This window comes from Brevibacillus ginsengisoli (genome assembly GCF_050113715.1).
Taxonomy (GTDB): domain Bacteria; phylum Bacillota; class Bacilli; order Brevibacillales; family Brevibacillaceae; genus Brevibacillus_H; species Brevibacillus_H ginsengisoli.
Genome location: NZ_JBNJQR010000005.1, coordinates 207,810 through 224,737 on the forward strand (window position 1 = coordinate 207,810; position 16,928 = coordinate 224,737).

Consider the following 16,928-nt stretch of genomic DNA (forward strand, 5'->3'; position numbering starts at 1 on the left):
AGATTGGAAATTCTGGCTTCGGGTTTATTTACAGCTTGATGGTGAATCCGCAGAATCTGCTATCCATTGTTGGACATGTTGGATAAAGGCTTGCACAGCCGGAGCTGTCAGCTTGAGTGAACGGACGGCCAGGCCAATTTCTCGGTAGATCACAGGTGTTGTCGGCTTGACCAACACAGACGAGTGCCGCGAAGCGAGAGCTAGATTGGGCAGAATGGAAATCCCCACATTCGACTCGACCATCTGGAGGATCGTACTTGTTTCCCGCAGTTCATAGCGGATATCCGGCGTGATGTTGGCGTCGGTAAAAGCCTGCTTGATCAACGTCTGACAGCCGGCATTCGGCATAATGAACGGGGAAGTAACTATCTTCTCTATTGGAACGGAGGCTTCGACGCCTAGTGGATGCGTTGCTGGCAGAATTGCGGCTAGCTCGTCACGTATAAGCGGAATCACATCCAAATGAGTAACTGGCAATGTGACAAAGCCCACATGAATGTGACCGGATTGAATCCAATCCTCGATTTCCTCATAGGTTCCTTCGGCGAGGATTAACTGGATTGCGGGATACGCTTGCTGAAAGGTATGAATGATTCCGGGCATCCAGCTAGCGGAGATACTCGGGAAGCTGCCGATGCGGACGGTTCCTTTGGTTAGCCCCTTGTATGCGTCCACTTCCTGATAGACGCACTCTTGATAGCGCATCATTTCTCGCATATGGGGCAGGATTTGCTCGCCAATCTCAGTAAGAGTGATACCGTTTCGACTGCGGTTTAGAAGGGTTACGCCTACCTCCGCTTCCAAGCCTGAGATGGCATGACTAATGGCAGGCTGGCTCATTCCGAGCAGGTCACCTGCTTTGGAGAAACTGCCGGTCTCTACTACACTTAGAAAAACCTTGATTTGAATGAGTGTCAATCGAATCACCTTCGTATAAATATTACTTATACTATACATTCAAACGATTCATTTGACGAATACAAAGGACAGTTTGTATGCTGAAAACAAGAAATCTTCCAGAGATAGGGCGATGTATAGATGAGTAAAGAGACTGGTCTTATTCGGGTAGGAATAATCGGTACAGGGGGAGTGGGGGAGAAGCTGCTGCGCACGTTTCACCGGCATCCAGAGACGGAGGTAAGGGCAATTTGTGACCTCGATCAAGCAAGAATAGCTCAATTGTCTCAAGAGATTGGCGGTGTTTCCTGCTATACCGATTACCGAGAGCTTTTGGAGCGAGATGATTTGGATGTAATCTACCTGGGGGTTCCGCCCAAATTGCATCACGGGATTGCGCTTGCCATCATTCACAGTAAGCGACATATTTTATGTGAGAAGCCACTGGCTAATTCACTGGAGGAAGCGGAAGAGATGGCGGAAGCGGCAGCGAAAGCGGGAATCGTCCATGCGATGAACTTTCCTACTTATTACCGTAAAGCTTATCGTGAAATGGCCGCAAGAATTGAGCGAGGAGAGATAGGACGTGTTCGCCGCATTGAGGTGCAGGGGTATTTTCCGCAGTGGCCGCGGGTCTGGCAACAGAATGCGTGGATCGCAGGACGTGAACAGGGGGGCTTTGTTCGTGAAGTAATGCCGCACTATATTCATTTGATCCAGAAGCTGTTTGGTCCTATTACTCAAGTGAACGCGCAACTGGAGTATCCTAATGATCCGCATGAATGTGAGACTGGAATAATCGCTAGCCTGAAGCTTGCCGATGGCACCCATGTGCTAATGAATGGCCTTAGCCAGATGGAAGGGGAAGTGGGAGAAGAGCGAATTTCGTTTACGATCTATGGAACCAGGGGAAGAATCTCGCTAGTGAATTGGGGACAGTTAGAAGTGGGAATCGGGCAAGAATCTCCTGTACGAGTGGAGTTGGAAGCCCATCATCACCTCGCGGAAGAAGTGGACTGGGTCGTTCAAGCGATCAAAGGAAAGCCGGCAGACATTATCGACTTCGCTGAGGGTTTACGCGTTCAGAAGGTGCTGGAACAGTTGCTAGGCGTATAGTTTTTTCACGAAGAAAAGACACCTCCAGGGGTGTCTTCTGTTCGTATTTTGGACAGTGTTTTACTGCAAGGAGGCGATCATACTATTCAACCATTCTTTTTCAACACGGCTGGTTTCTTTGGCAATGTGAAGCATCCCCGCTCGGAAAACGTCTTTTTCTTCGGTGAAACGAACGGGCTTGTCTCCGTTGCTAAAAAAGCTTCGACCACCTTCCAGGAAGGTAAGGCGTCTCATCAAAATCGCCTTCTGTTCGTCTGCTGATAAGTATTTCAGGAAGGCAAGCATGGTAAAGAAGCGGTTGCGGTCCGAGATGTCCATATCACTGGGATGTTGCAGCAATTCCAGAAGCTTCTCTTTACCCGCTTGCGTAATGGTCATCACCTGACGAGTCATACCAGAATCGTTGACTTCTTTTTGTTTGCTTAACAAGCCTTGCTTTTCCAGACGATTAATGGCAGGATAAAGCGCCCCGTCACTGATCGATCGAAAATGTCCATTCAGTAAAGTTAAGCGCTGTTTCAATTCATAGCCATGGATACTTGATTCCATGAGAAACCCCAAGATTGCTGGCTCTAACATCTACATTCTCCTCACGAACGAATTACGATGGGGGCAACGCGGTTTTATCCAGTCTTCTCGCTGCCTGCTGCTTGATGCGATGATAGGTGGAGAAACAAAGGCAAGAAAGCACAAAGAATGTAATCATCACGGTAAACATAATTTGCGGGTTGTAGTGATCATACAGGAAACCTCCGATCAGCGGTCCCACCATCCGTCCGCCGTAGCTGAATCCATTGATCATTCCCTGATAGAATCCTTGATTCTCTTCTGTCGCGAGCTTGGCGGCTGCGGCAGGTACACCAGGCCAAACCAGAATTTCTCCAAGCGTCATGATAATCATCGCAACCATGAAGAAGCGGTAATCGGACTGCTGAAGGCTTAACACGATAAAGGCCAGAATGTAGAGAAGCACGCCAATCAACAGCTGCTTGGGCAGAGACGGGATCAACCGATGAATCAGGCTAGCGCTCAGCGGCTGGAGCACGATGATCAGCACACCGTTGACCGTCCAAAGCAAGCTGTAGGAGGACAGCGACAAACCAAGTGACTGCATGTAGACAGGAATCGTGGATTGCCATTGAACATAGCAGACAAAACAGAACATCATCCCAATGGACAGCAAGAGCAAAGAGATGAAGGATGGTGTAAACTTTAATCCTTTTTCTTTTGCATTCGCAGCTTGTTCCTCAGCGCTTGCAGTTTTGTCGGACTCAGATGATTCAGCAGGCATCCCTTTCCAAATCAACAGGAAGAAGAGAATGAACGTAAGGGAGTTGGCTGCAAACGTGTAGCGAAAAGATAAGTCGGCCACCATTCCGCCCAATGTACAGCCTAAAGCCACTCCGATGTTGCTCGCAATGTAAATCAGGTTAAAAGCTTTTCGTCCGCCCTCAGGCCAGATCGTTCCCGCTTGCGCATTAATCGAGGTCGACAACACTCCAATGAGAAAGTTAATGCTCATCATCATCAGAATGAATACTTCCCAGGAAGTGAACAAAGCCAGCGATAATGTACAGAGCGCTGAGATTAGGGAGGTCGTCAGCTGAGTGGTTCTGCTGCCAAATCGGTCGTACATGATCCCACCGAGAAAACTTCCCACAATTCCCGCGCCCGCTTGCAGCATCATGACGAGACCGGCGACAGATAAAGTCCGATGAAAAACCTGTGTAATATAGATCGTAGTTAAAGGCCAAATAAAAGAGAACCCTGTAATGTTAATGGCTGCCGCAATTGCCAGAATCCAGAGTTTCTTGGGATAATTCAACATGTTGTTCACCCTGTCTTTCTGAATTTCAAATAAACGAAACATACCTCTAATCGAGGTAGGAGATCCGTTTGTAAGAGTATCATGGAAATTTATACAATTCAAGACTTTTTCGTTCAAAGGATATCATTACTTTGAGGTTCTGAATTTGTTACAATAACTGGATACAACCCCGACATGAGGAGAGGACGAGAAGATGACAAAAATTCGGGTATCAGCCGTTCAATACCACTTACATACCATTCAAAGTTTTGAGGAGTTTGCGCATCAAGTGGAGCATTACGTGAAGACAGCGGAGGAATTTGGAGTAGAGTTTCTGTTGTTCCCTGAATTCATGACCACCCAGCTGCTTTCGATTGGGGATTCCAACAATCGGGCGCTTTCCATTAACGATCTGCCCAATTTCACGGAGCAATACCGTCAGCTTTTCCAAGGACTCGCGATGAGAACAGGGATGCATATCATTGGCGGCACACATGTGATCCGTAAAGAAGACAAGCTGTACAATGTCGCGCATCTTTTCTACCCGGATGGCAGGATCGCGGAGCAAGCCAAGCTGCACATTACCCCGACAGAAGTGACCGAATGGAAAATGGGACAGGGCGATCAGCTTCAGGTATTTGAGACAAGCAAAGGAACGATTGCCTTGTTGACCTGCTATGACATTGAGTTCCCTGAAATTGTGCGGATGGTTAAAGCCAAGGGAGCGGATGTGATCTTTTGCCCGTCTTGCACGGATGATCGGCACGGGTTTCACCGCGTACGGTATACCAGCCATGCCAGAGCGATCGAGAACCAAGTGTACGTCGTGTTAACGGGGACAGTTGGATCGCTGCCGACGGTTGATTTCATGCGCGCGAACTTCGGTCAAGCCGCTATTATTTCCCCGAATGATATCCCGTTCCCGCCGCGCGGAATTCTGGCTGAAGGGGAGATTAATGACGACATGATTATTACAGCGGATCTTGATCTCGATTTGTTGTACGAAGTGCGCCAAAAGGGTTCCGTCACCACCTGGAGAGACCGTCGGACGGACTTGTATCCAGATTGGGAATAAGACGAACGGAGGGAAGCCCGTTATGTATCGCAAACAGCTGTACTTGTACGATAAGTCGGATCGGCTGCATGAAGCTGTGATTCGCAATTACACACAGAAAGATTTCGCAGGCATGATCGATATTCAGCGAGAAAGCTTTCCGCCTCCGTATCCATCCGAGCTCTGGTGGAATGAAAAACAGCTTCACAATCATGTGACGTTGTTTCCAGAAGGGGCAATATGTGTAGAGATTGAACAGCAGCTGGTTGCCTCAATGACAGGTCTGATGGTGCAATTGGATTCACCTCATGACAATCACAGCTGGGTGGAAGTGACCGATAACGGCTATATTACGAACCATAATCCCCATGGGAATACGCTGTATATTGCCGATATCAGCGTCCGTCCTTCCTACCGCCAGCTTGGATTAGGGAAGTGGATGATGCAGTCGATGTATGAGCTTGTCGTCCACAAAGGTCTGGATCGCTTGCTGGGCGGAGGAAGAATGTCAGGGTATCATCTGGTTCAACAGGAAATGTCAGCGGAAGAATACTTCGCTCAAGTCATCCGCGGCGAACGCAAGGACCCGGTGATTTCCTTCCTCCTTCGATGCGGTCGGACCCCTGTGGGTGTTGTCGCCAATTATTTGGACGACGAGGAATCCTGTCATTACGCGGGACTGATGGAGTGGAGGAATCCGTTTCGAGTGGAGGGATGAACGATTATACAGAATAACGGAGAAAAGCAAACGGCTGTACACCTTGAAAGGGAGTACAGCCGTTTGTCTTTATTTGACTTGTATATCAATATGCTTGAAACGGGTCACATCGAAGAGTCCCAGGTCTGTCAATTTGAGTGCGGGAATCACCGGAAGGGTCAAAAAGGACAAGGTCAAAAACGGATTAAACGGCCCATCAAAGCCAATTTCCTTCAACGCGGAATTCACCTCATGAAGCGACAAATTCACTGTTTGATAATCCAGATCGGAGAGAAGCCCTGCGATTCTTAGCGGAAGGGAGGAGATCACCTCTCCATTTTTCACAACCACTAAACCACCCTTCATTTCTTGGATGGCCTGAATCGCGCGGATCATATCGGCATCGTTGGTTCCGGTAACGACAAGGTTATGGGAATCGTGCGCCACGGTCGTGGCGATGGCGCCATCCTTGAAGCTGAATCCTTGGACAATGCCCAAGCCAATATGTCCCCGGTTCTTGTGCCGTTCAATCACCGCGATCTTTTGCAGATCATTTTCACGGGACGGGCTGAAATACCCATTTACCACGTTTGGTTTCTCTATCAGCAATTTCGTAATCAGGCTGTTAGGAATTATGCCGATGACATGCGCGGAAGCGGCATCGTCCAATGGAATCTGCAAGTGTTTTTCACGGATTTGCGGGATATTGACGGACTCCGTAATCTCGGCTTTCGCTTGAGCTTTCACCAGATTTTTCCCTACATAGGAGCCGTTACGCGCAACCAGTTCCCCGGATTTATACACCTCGGCGATTTGAAGACTTTGCAAATCATCCAGTAGTAGCAGATCTGCTTCGTAGTTGGGAGCAACCGCTCCTTTATGGTGCAATCCGTAGCATTCCGCCGTATTTAACGAAGCAAGCTGGATTGCCAACAGCGGATCAAGCCCTTGCTTGATCGATAAACGAATATTGTGGTCGATACTGCCTTCCTCGATCAAATCATCCAAATGCTTGTCGTCCGTACAGAACAGGCATCGACGAGCATTTCGCTCATTGACGACAGGGAGCAGGGCATGCAAGTCTTTGGCAACCGATCCTTCACGAATCAGGAGATACATGCCGCGACGCAAGCGTTCCTTGGCATCAGCGACAGTGGTGCATTCATGGTCGGTTCGGATTCCGGCAGACATGTATACGTTAAAGGCGTCTGTATCCAATCCGGCAGCGTGACCGTCAATCTGGATGCTGTGACTTAGGGCCATGGAGAGCTTGTCCAGCATGATTGGATCGGCATTTTTGACAGAAGGATAGTCCATCACTTCGGCAAGCCCAATGACCCGAGGATGCTGGTAGAATGGCTCCAAATCCTCCGCTCGAAGCTCCGCTCCCGAATTCTCAAAAGGTGTCGCCGGCACGCTGGACGGCAACATGAAATAAACATCCAACGGGATATCCTCCGAATCCTCAATCATGAACTGAAGACCTTGGGTACCCGATACATTTCCGATCTCATGCGGGTCAGCAATTACCGTAGTTACTCCGTGTGGGAGCACGACCTTGGCGAATTCGCTTGGGGTCACCATCGATGATTCAATATGCACATGACCATCGATAAAAGCGGGGCATACGTAACGGTTTTGGGCATCAATGATCTCTTTGCCGTCATACTCACCGATTCCGACAATGACTCCATCCACGATGGCAATATCCCCCTGAATAATCTCCAAATTAAATACATCGACGATTCTTCCATTTCGGATGACGGTATCGGCAGGTGATTGTTTACTCGCCACAGCAATTCGTTTGCGCAACTGATCGGGTGTCAATTTCATCGGATTCTCCTTTATTATAAAAATAAAAACTCTAGCTTTCACTAGAGTTTGACGAAGGAGATGGGAGATTGGAGGTTCATTGGGTACACCAAAGAAAGACTCCAAAATCATCTCGTAGTCAAACTATTTACGGCAGTTTGGTAGAAACTTATGGACCATATCTCCAAGATTATACGAGCAAGCTTTTTTGTTTGTGAGAAAAGTATTGTTACATATTCTATTCATTGTGGAAGGGTGTGTCAATGTGAATGTTTATACAGTTTTTTAATTGACTTTAACGTTAACGTAAACTAAAATGATAGAAAATTCTGTAAAAATGGTGATTGCATGAAACAGGAATTCTCCATATCGGATCTGGCTCAGGAATTTGATGTCAGTACCCGAACGATTCGCTATTACGAGGAGCTTGGATTGCTGGAGCCAACGCGAACAGCAGGCGGGGTGCGAAGCTTCAGTAAAAAAGACCGCGCGCGACTTCGATTAATTCTAAGAGGAAAACGCTTTGGGTTCTCCCTGGATGAGATTAAAGAAATGATCGAGTTGTTCGACGCTGACTTAACAGGCAGTAAACAACTGGAGCAAACCATTGAATACGGCAAGAAACGCCTGCGAGAGGTGAATGAACGGATTGAAGAGCTAAGTGAGCTGCGCAGTGAGATGGAAGAGATGCTTGCTGAGTTTGCTAATCGACTCGCCAAACTTAAAGAAGATGGGGGAGACAGTCAATGAATCTGTTTCGGGAAGATCCTAATCTGCTCTTTATTCTGCGACAGTATTTGGAGCCACGGATGCTGGAGTGGGCTAGTCGTGAATTAGATCGCTATGGAGAATTGTGCGGGACCGAGATTGATCAGCGCGCGATTCACACAGATCGGGAAGGGCAACCGAGACTGATCAAGTACGATCAGATGGGCAACGATATCTCTCATGTCTGGATGAACGAAGGCTATAAACAGACCGTCAAAGAGACGTACCAAGCAGGTATTGTAGGCTATCTCTATCAAAAAATACCTGAGCTTGGACACAAAGGAAATTACATCTACTCCTATGCGCAAGGCTACCTCTTATCCCAGACGGAGGCAGGCTTTTACTGTCCGGTAACCTTGACAATGGCCACCTCTTACTTGATTGACGCGTATGCCTCTCCAGAGCTGAAAGAGAAGTACCTGCCTCATGTCACCTCCATTGGCAAAGAGGAGCTATACGAAGGAGCCACCTTCCTAACTGAGCGTCAAGGCGGATCAGATGTTGGCGCCAATGACGTTCGGGCGATTCCTGATGGTGACGCGTATCGGCTGTATGGCGAGAAGTATTTTGCCAGTAATGCGGGAGCATGCGGAGTTGCCATGGTTTTGGCTCGGGTCGAAGGAGCGGGAGCGGGTACCAAAGGCTTAAGTCTGTTTCTTGTTCCGTGGCGCCAGCCGGACGGCAGACTGAACCATCTCACCATCCGTCGTCTCAAGGATAAGCTGGGAGTTCGCGCTGTGCCTTCGGGTGAGGTCGTATTCGAGGGAGCGGAAGCGTATCTGGTGGGGGACGCCAGCAAAGGCTTCTATTACATGATGGAAGCCTTGAATCTCTCACGGGTATGCAACGCCATCGCTTCGGTTGGAATTATGCGGCGAGCTTACCTGGAAGCGAGGAATTACGCGAGGAAGCGGGATGCTTTTGGCCAGAAGCTGACCCAGTTTCCGATGGTCAAGGAAACGTTGGCGAACCTCTGTGCCAGACAAGAGGTAGAAACCAGTGCGGTCTTCTCTATGATCCCTTTGTTCGAGCGGGTAATGAATAGTCATCGCCAAGGCGGAAATGGTCAGCCACAGGTAAGTCAGGAGGAACAGGCGCTGAACCGTTTATTGATTGCCTTATTGAAAATGCGCACAGCGGAACTGGCGATTGAATTCAGCCATCAGGCGATTGAAATGCATGGGGGCAACGGGTATATCGAGGATTTTGTCACGCCACGCCTGCTTCGAGATGCTCAAGTGCTGACGGTCTGGGAAGGAACGGCGAACATCCTCGGTCTGGAAGTGCTTCGGCTATTGAATAAATATCAGGTTCATCGAGTGTATATTCAACATGTCCAGCAGGAGCTGGCAGCTTTGAAGCCAGAGCTTCAGCCGCTTCGCAAGCCAATTGATCAAGGAATGAATCAGTTGGTAGAACTTCTGACTTATCTCACCGAACAATCCGAAGACATGCAAACCTATCATAGCAAGCGGGTCGCTCATTTGATGAGTGATATCTATACGAGCCTGATCGCTTTGCGCGATGCAAGCAGGGGAGATCAGCGGAAGGAGCTGGTGGCCTGCTTGTATCTGCAATTTACGTGGGAGCGAGGTTATCTTGACCGGGAGATGCTGTCGGTTAAACATTATGATGAGATTGTTGGTATATAAAAGAAGACCAAAGCGAGGCTAGCTGCTAGTCTCGTTTTTTGTCATTTTGGAAAATTTAACTGCTTTACAGTGATAAAGTATTTAAACTTTCCTTCCATTCGCGTAAGCCCGCTGGAGAAAAGATTTCGTCCGCTCGACGCTCATTTTAAGCGAAACAAAGTGGAGTGAACGTAGGAAGGAAAAGAGTCGGCATTCTTTACATCAGACTGAGAAACGAAGTGATTTTCTTGTCGACTCCCTTCCGTAGTGAACGGAGCGGACAGCAAAATGCTACATGCGAGCTTAAACAGAGCATAGAGGGACGAAGTCTTTTCTCATGGTTTGGCCGAACTTTTTTCCAATTTTAGGCGTGCTTTTTTTGACATTTTTTGATAGATTTAGGTTATCTATGTGTAAATAACTTATTTATAGTAAAAAATGATATTTATCAGATTAGAGAATCTTCGGAGGAGGTGATTCAGGGGGAACCCTGCGTCCGAACTTTGCATCAAAATCTAGCATTAAATCTCGTTACATAGTTAATGAATTCACGTTGTTATCACGGAGGTGAAGCGTATGCAAACTTTTTGGCTTCCTGAGGCTCTTACCAAAGCTGCCGAAAATATGGACAATCTCTTTTATGTCATTCTGGGCATTACGATTTTTTTCTTTATTTTGGTAGAGTTCTTGCTCGCTGTATTTCTTGTTCGCTATCGTCGGAAGTGGGCTGCCAAGGATGGGGTGAACTTACATGGAAATCATCGTTTAGAAATCATCTGGACAGCGATACCGGCATTAATTCTGGTTTTTCTTGGTGTTTACAGTACCCAGATGACCTTCGCGATTCAAAAAACACCGTCAGACGTGGTGGTAATTAACGTTCACGCTCAGAAGTGGTCTTGGGAGTACGGGTATCCGGGCGGCTTCAAGAAAACCAACGATCTGCGTCTTCCCGAAGGCAAAGACGTCATGTTTAAGATCACTTCCAAAGACGTCATTCACAGCTTCTGGATTCCTGAGTTCCGTTTGAAACAAGACGCTGTTCCGGGACGAGAAACCTCCTTCACCGTCAAAGTGGAAAAAGGAGACGCGAAAAAACTCCGCGTCATCTGCAACGAATATTGTGGCACGGCTCACGCCATGATGGTAAATAACATTACGGTTATGAAGCCTGAAGCCTTCGACGCTTGGTTGAAATCTGGCGGAAAAGAGCCAGCAGGTACGGCCGGTGGAGCCAAAGACGGCAAAGCCATTGCTCAACAAAACGGTTGTCTGAATTGTCATTCTATTGACGGTGGACAAGGTGCTGGGCCTACTTGGAAGGGCCTTTATGGCTCCGAAAGAAAATTCACGGACGGCTCAACAGCCAAAGCAGATGAAGCCTATATCAAGAACTCGATTTATAATCCGGGCGATCATGTAGTAGAAGGGTTCAGCAATATCATGCAGCCGTTCAGTTCGATGTCCGAAGAAGATGCGACAGCGCTTGTCGACTATATCAAGACACTAAAATAAAACGGAGAAAGGGGTGTCACAATTGGCTGGTGCAGCGAATAAGAAACGTTCTTTTTTACAGGATTGGTTACTCACCGTCGATCATAAAAAGATCGGAATTATGTATGCGGTTACATCCTTGCTATTCTTTATTTTGGGTGGTTTGGCAGCCTTGGCGATTCGGACAGAGCTCTTTTTCCCTGGGCCTACGATCCTCACGCCGGATACCTTTAACCAGATGTTTACCATGCACGGAACGATCATGATTTTCTTGTTTATCATTCCGTTTTTGACTGGGGCATTCGGCAACTATCTCGTACCGATTATGATTGGCGCGCACGATATGGCCTTCCCGAGGATGAATGCGTTAAGCTACTGGCTCTATCTTTTGGGCGGAATGGTGTTGATCAGTTCCTTCTTCATTGGACAGATGCCGGATGTAGGGTGGACGGCTTATCCGCCATACAGTATTGAAACCAAGGGGTTAGGACTTGATTTATGGGTATCGAGCGTACATATCCTCGGTCTTTCTTCTATACTTGCGGCGATTAACTTTATCGTGACGATTTTCAACATGCGCGCGCCGGGGATGACGTTCAACCGCATGCCGTTGTTTGTTTGGGCGTCTTTGGTGACTTCCTTCATTCAGCTGTTTGGTACCCCGGCTTTGGCTGGCGCGGTTACGACCTTGTTGACGGATCGCCATCTGGGCACGATTTTCTATAACTCTGCCGCCGGTGGAGACGTCATGCTGTATCAGCACTTGTTCTGGTTCTATTCCCATCCGGCAGTTTACGTCATGGTTATCCCGGCGATGGGGCTTGTTTCCGAGATCATCCCGGTATTCGCGCGCAAACCGATCTTCGGGTATCACGCGATTGCCTATTCTTCGATTGCGATTGGTTTGTTGGGCTTCCTCGTGTGGGCTCACCATATGTTTACATCTGGCATGCAGATTAACACGGGGATTCCGTTCATGGTGACGTCCATGGTGATTGCTGTTCCAACGGCGATTAAAGTTTTTGCCTGGTTGGCAACCTTGTGGCGCGGCTCGATCAAGTTCACGACACCGATGCTGTTCGCTTCGTTGGGCTTCGTTGGCCTGTTCACGATTGGCGGTTTGACCGGGGTGTTCCTGGCGGCTGTGCCAATTGACCTGAATTTGCACGATACCTATTTCGTCGTCGGACACTTCCACTTCGTTGTATTTGGCGGAACGGTGATGGCTGCTATGGCGGCGACCTATTACTGGTTCCCGAAAACGACGGGGCGCATGTACAACGAGGCGATGGGCAAATGGTCGTTCTGGCTGTATTTCATCGGCACGATGCTGACATTCACGCCGATGCTGTTCGCAGGGATTGCGGGTATGCCGCGCCGCGTATTTGACTACATCCCGGAACAAACGACGGTCAATCAGTTGGCGACAGTTGGAGCGTTCACTTTGTCCATCGGTACAGTGATTTTCTTCGTCAACATTGCATATTCATTAGGTAAAGGCGCCAAAGCGGCGGACAACCCTTGGGAAGCGCAAACACTGGAATGGACGGTTTCTTCTCCGCCGCCAGAGCATAACTTCCTGGAGATGCCTGTTGTGACTGGAACGCCTTACAACTTCGGATCACCACGTGATAAACGGTCGAAATACGGAGAAACGGTAAGTGGCCCAGGTGTTGGAGTGAATTAAGGCAAGCTACCAACCCGAGGCCGGCTGACAAGCCAGAAGGGGGTTCTAACCAATGGAACAACAAGCAGTATTGAAGGAGAATAACCGCTCATTTCTTGAAGCGGATTCTACCGTTCAGTTGGAGCAAGTAAAACCGGCTACATGGAGCGATTACTTGTATCTAACCAAGCCGGGAATTACGATCTCGAACCTGTTGACGACTTTTACTGGCTTGTGGTTGGCCTCATCGGGGTCGCTCAATCTCAAGGTAACTGTTCTTACCTTGATCGGTACGGCATTTGTGATCGCATCGGGTGCCGCATTGAACAATTACTACGACCGCGAGCTTGATTTAAAAATGAAGCGCACCAAGAATCGCGCGGTTGCTACCGGACGGATACATCCTCGTCACGCGATGGGGATCGGGATTGCCTTGCTGTTAGCGGGTCTAGTCGTTCTTGGCGTATGTGTCAATGTATTGGCGGCAGTCATCAGCCTGATCGGTCACATCTTCTACGTCCTTCTGTATACTCCGCTGAAACGAGTGACGACGTTGAATACCGTAGTTGGTGGCGTTTCGGGTGCGGTCCCTCCAGTGATTGGTTGGGCTGCGGTAACAGGCTCGATTGATCCGACCGCGTTGATACTATTTACAATCATCTTTTTGTGGCAATTCCCGCACTTCCTGGCGTTAGCCATGATGAAGGTGGAGGATTACCGTAACGGTGAAGTGATGATGCTGCCTGCGGTCAAAGGCTTTGCAGAAACCAAGCGCCAAATCATTCGCTATACGGCAGCTCTTGTGCCAGCATCGATCTTGCTGTTTGCGTTCGGTACGGTTGGCTATGTGTATCTTGCGGCCGCTACGCTTTTGGGCGGAATTTATCTGGTCATGGCGTTTAAAGGGATTTTTGCCAAGGATGATATAGTTTGGGCGAAGAAGATGTTCGGTTATTCCTTGGTTTACTTGTTGGCGATGTGCGCTGCGATTTTGATCAGTACGATTTCATAATGCTTTGACTCGGGCTTGCCCGGGCAGGCAGAGGAGGATTTCTATGGCGAATCACAATAACCATGCTTTCCCACCGGAATACAAACCGGGGGCAGGGATGAAAGATAACGCTCAGCTTGGCGTGTGGCTCGGTTTAATTAGTGCGTTGTTTCTGATTGCGACTTTCGTTTCGTCCAACGTGTACCTGCGAGGCTGGTCTCCTGAAGTATTTGCTTTGAAGTATCAAACCGATCTTCCGTATCAGAGCACATTGACGCTTCTGATCGGGGCAGTCATGGCAATTTTCACCGGAAATGCGTTTCGCAATCGCAAGGATGGAATGTTCGCCGCTGGTTTGTTCGTATCGCTGATGTTGTTTGCAGCTTCTTTCGTTCAGGAGTGCCTCTTGATCAAAGAAATGGCAGCGCTAGGACCTGCCGCCTGGACAGCGTATGTGACGGTCTATGTCTGTCAGGCGATTATGTTGTTAATCTCGGTGATCCTGTTTGTCGTCGCGGTGGCCTTCCAACTGCGCCGTAACGAACAAGCGCTGAAACGCTTTATTCCAGCTTCCATGAGTGTCTGGCTATTCACGCTGATGCTGGGACTTGGCATCCTGCTCTTGACCAACGTGATGTCTGTTGAACAATTCACTGAATGGTGCGGAGTGAAGTTCTTGGGTCTGGTGAAATAACTCTAGACCGCAAATCGAAAAAGGAGGCAGGTAAGATGGGTCTCATCTTGTTCGCGATTGGCCTGTTCTTGTTTACTGGATTGTTGTGCGGGATATTCTATTACTCCGCGTCGCTTTCTACTCGGAAATAAACTGATAGATGGATAGCATATCGATTTCGTTAAGCAAACATCCCTTGTTCCGCAGGGGATGTTTTTTTGTAATATCGGAATGATTAATTGCTTTACAGAGTTAAAGTAATTAATCATTCCTTCCATTCGCGTAAGCCCATCAAGAAAAGACTTCGTCCGCTCGACGCTCATTTTAAGCGATACCTAGCGCAGAGAACGAAGGAAGGAAAAGAGTCGGCATTCTTTACGTCAGTGAGAAGCTAAGTGATTTTCTTGTCGACTCCCTTCCGTAGTGAACGGAGCGGACAGCCAATGCTACCCGCGAGCTTAAACAGAGCATAGAGGGACGAAGTCTTTTCTCACTTTGATGTTACGTCGTACTCGCATGTGGGTATTTTTGGTTCAACCTCGTTTTCTTTGGTATGATACAAATGGAAAAATTCAAAAGGTGGCGGAAATATTTATGTCCTCAATCATGCTAGTGGAAGACGACCCCAAAATTACGCAACTGCTGCAGTCGCAGTTGGAGAAATACGGGTACAGAACTGTTGTGGTGGCCCAATTTGACCGTGTTTTAGAGCTGTTTATGTCAGAGAGACCCGAGCTGGTTCTACTTGACGTGAACCTGCCCAAGTATGACGGCTTTTATTGGTGCAGGCAAATCCGATCGATCTCAACCTGCCCGATTCTGTTTATCTCGGCGCGAGAGAGCAAGATGGATCAGGTCATGGCATTGGAGAACGGAGCCGATGATTATATAACCAAACCATTTGACTACGATGTGGTGCTGGCCAAGATTCGCAGTCAGCTTCGACGCGCCTATGGGATGTACGCCAATCAAGAGAAGGAACGGACGATTGAGGTAGAAGGATTGATCTTATTTCCTGAACGTTTGGAACTTTGTATAGAGCAGAAAAAAGTGGAGCTGAGCAAAAAAGAAGCGCTTCTCCTAGACCTTCTGATGAGCCAATACCCCCGTGTGGCAAGTCGGGAGAGAATGCTCGAAAAGCTGTGGGACGAACAATTCGTCGATGAAAATACGCTGAACGTGTATGTGACGCGCGTACGAAACAAGCTGAAGGATCTTTCCTTGCAAGGGGCAGTCGAAACCGTGCGTGGAGAAGGATACCGGTTAAAAGTGACATGGAGGAACGATAATGAAACTGTTTCTCCGTGATCAGATTCCCTTCGCTCTCTTGTTCATCTTCCAACTAGTCTTGATCTTGTTGATTTTTTTGTTGGGCGGATTGCATGAAACGGGCAATATTCTGTACGCCATTTTTTTAACGCTGTTCTTTACCGGGATCTTCTTGGTGTTCCGATATTGGAGCAATCGCAGGGTGTACCAGCGGCTTAGCCAACCAGTGAAGGCGTTGGACGATTTGACGCAAGAGATGGGCGACAGTCCGATTGCGCAAGCAGTGGCAGAAATGAATGCCCAGCAATATCGCTTATATAAAGAACAACTTCATCTCTATGAAAACAAGCAGCGGGAATACAACACGTTTATCCAGCAATGGGTCCATCAGATGAAGACCCCGATTTCTGTCATCCACCTGCTGTTACAGGAAGAAGATTCACAGGTTTCCACGAGTGTGCGCGAAGAAGTGGATCGGTTGAAGCGTGGGTTGGAAACGGTGCTCTATATCGCCCGCTTGGATCGATTTGAGCATGACTTCGTGATTGAGCTCGTACCCCTTAAGAAACTGGTGCAGAACGTGCTGACGGAGAACAAGCGGCTTTTGATCCGTAATCAGGTATATCCGGAAGTTATCGCAGATAGCGACTGGAGAGTAGAGTCAGACGAAAAATGGCTCTCGTTTGTGTTGAATCAACTAATCACCAATGCGGTTCGTTATTCTGCGGGAGTCAGCCGCAAAGTCAGCATTCGCTTGTCGCATCGCGGACAGCAAGCGGTTCTGGAGGTGCGAGATTACGGAATCGGCATCCCCAAGGAGGATCTACATCGCGTGTTCCAACCCTATTTTACCGGGGAAAACGGTCGCAAATACCCCGAGTCGACGGGCATGGGTCTCTATCTGGTGCAAGAGATTTGCAAGCGACTGGGACATGCCGTTGAGCTGGAATCGCAGGTGGGTGAGGGGACAAGTATCCGGCTGATATTTTCCGCGGTGGTATCTACCTTACAATCTTGTAAGGAAACCGAAAGCTAATTCGATAGGAACTATAG

At 48.3% G+C, this 16,928-nt stretch carries 15 protein-coding genes and 1 riboswitch; of the genes, 11 read left to right on the plus strand and 4 right to left on the minus strand.

What is annotated here, in order from left to right:
• Positions 1 to 24: 24 nt before the first annotated feature.
• Positions 25 to 918, minus strand: coding sequence for a LysR family transcriptional regulator (locus ACQCN2_RS12375; RefSeq protein ID WP_426929224.1), 894 nt, complete (start codon positions 916 to 918; stop codon positions 25 to 27).
• Between the two features lie 120 nt (positions 919 to 1,038).
• Here ACQCN2_RS12375 and ACQCN2_RS12380 point away from each other — a divergent pair, with 120 nt between their 5' ends.
• Positions 1,039 to 2,013, plus strand: a complete 975-nt coding sequence (locus ACQCN2_RS12380; RefSeq protein WP_426929225.1) for a Gfo/Idh/MocA family protein — start codon at positions 1,039 to 1,041, stop codon at positions 2,011 to 2,013.
• 60 nt (positions 2,014 to 2,073) lie between these two features.
• On the opposite strand, the gene ACQCN2_RS12385 is transcribed toward ACQCN2_RS12380, so the two are convergent.
• Both ACQCN2_RS12385 and ACQCN2_RS12390 read right to left on the minus strand, forming a co-directional pair.
• On the minus strand, positions 2,074 to 2,592 hold the full coding sequence (locus ACQCN2_RS12385; protein WP_426929226.1) for a PadR family transcriptional regulator: 519 nt from the start codon (positions 2,590 to 2,592) through the stop codon (positions 2,074 to 2,076).
• Positions 2,593 to 2,614: 22 nt separating this feature from the next.
• Positions 2,615 to 3,841 (minus strand): MDR family MFS transporter, encoded by a 1,227-nt coding sequence (locus tag ACQCN2_RS12390; protein WP_426929227.1) that lies wholly within the window; start codon positions 3,839 to 3,841, stop codon positions 2,615 to 2,617.
• A 193-nt stretch (positions 3,842 to 4,034) separates the two neighbouring features.
• Between ACQCN2_RS12390 and ACQCN2_RS12395 the strand changes: the two genes are divergently transcribed.
• Complete coding sequence (locus ACQCN2_RS12395) at positions 4,035 to 4,895, plus strand: carbon-nitrogen hydrolase family protein (protein ID WP_426929228.1); 861 nt, start codon at positions 4,035 to 4,037, stop codon at positions 4,893 to 4,895.
• Positions 4,896 to 4,917: 22 nt separating this feature from the next.
• Complete coding sequence (locus ACQCN2_RS12400) at positions 4,918 to 5,592, plus strand: GNAT family N-acetyltransferase (protein ID WP_426929229.1); 675 nt, start codon at positions 4,918 to 4,920, stop codon at positions 5,590 to 5,592.
• Positions 5,593 to 5,661: 69 nt separating this feature from the next.
• Here ACQCN2_RS12400 and ade read toward each other — a convergent pair whose 3' ends face one another.
• A complete protein-coding gene (gene ade, locus ACQCN2_RS12405; RefSeq protein WP_426929230.1) occupies positions 5,662 to 7,404 on the minus strand; it encodes an adenine deaminase in 1,743 nt (580 codons plus the stop codon).
• Positions 7,405 to 7,499: 95 nt separating this feature from the next.
• Positions 7,500 to 7,601, minus strand: a riboswitch (purine riboswitch).
• A gap of 130 nt (positions 7,602 to 7,731) precedes the next feature.
• Here ade and ACQCN2_RS12410 point away from each other — a divergent pair.
• The 8 genes from ACQCN2_RS12410 to ACQCN2_RS12445 all read left to right on the plus strand — a co-directional run bounded on the left by ACQCN2_RS12410 (position 7,732) and on the right by ACQCN2_RS12445 (position 16,911).
• The gene (locus tag ACQCN2_RS12410; protein WP_426929231.1) at positions 7,732 to 8,133 is read left to right on the plus strand and encodes a MerR family transcriptional regulator; all 402 of its coding nucleotides are present in this window, start codon (positions 7,732 to 7,734) and stop codon (positions 8,131 to 8,133) included.
• Positions 8,130 to 9,803, plus strand: a complete 1,674-nt coding sequence (locus tag ACQCN2_RS12415) for an acyl-CoA dehydrogenase family protein (protein ID WP_426929232.1) — start codon at positions 8,130 to 8,132, stop codon at positions 9,801 to 9,803. The genes ACQCN2_RS12410 and ACQCN2_RS12415 overlap by 4 nt, the downstream gene beginning before the upstream one ends.
• 555 nt (positions 9,804 to 10,358) lie before the next feature.
• Positions 10,359 to 11,297: a cytochrome c oxidase subunit II gene (coxB, locus tag ACQCN2_RS12420; protein WP_426929233.1), complete on the plus strand. Its 939-nt coding sequence runs from the start codon at positions 10,359 to 10,361 to the stop codon at positions 11,295 to 11,297.
• A gap of 13 nt (positions 11,298 to 11,310) precedes the next feature.
• Positions 11,311 to 12,963, plus strand: a complete 1,653-nt coding sequence (ctaD, locus tag ACQCN2_RS12425) for a cytochrome c oxidase subunit I (RefSeq protein WP_426929234.1) — start codon at positions 11,311 to 11,313, stop codon at positions 12,961 to 12,963.
• Positions 12,964 to 13,015: 52 nt separating this feature from the next.
• On the plus strand, positions 13,016 to 13,954 hold the full coding sequence (gene cyoE, locus ACQCN2_RS12430; RefSeq protein ID WP_426929235.1) for a heme o synthase: 939 nt from the start codon (positions 13,016 to 13,018) through the stop codon (positions 13,952 to 13,954).
• Between the two features lie 43 nt (positions 13,955 to 13,997).
• Entirely contained in the window at positions 13,998 to 14,627 is a 630-nt protein-coding gene (locus ACQCN2_RS12435) for a hypothetical protein (RefSeq protein ID WP_426929236.1), read from the plus strand.
• Positions 14,628 to 15,200: 573 nt separating this feature from the next.
• Complete coding sequence (locus ACQCN2_RS12440; protein ID WP_426929237.1) at positions 15,201 to 15,914, plus strand: response regulator transcription factor; 714 nt, start codon at positions 15,201 to 15,203, stop codon at positions 15,912 to 15,914.
• Entirely contained in the window at positions 15,895 to 16,911 is a 1,017-nt protein-coding gene (locus ACQCN2_RS12445) for a sensor histidine kinase (protein WP_426929238.1), read from the plus strand. Before ACQCN2_RS12440 ends, ACQCN2_RS12445 begins: the two co-directional genes overlap by 20 nt.
• The last annotated feature ends 17 nt before the right edge of the window (positions 16,912 to 16,928 follow it).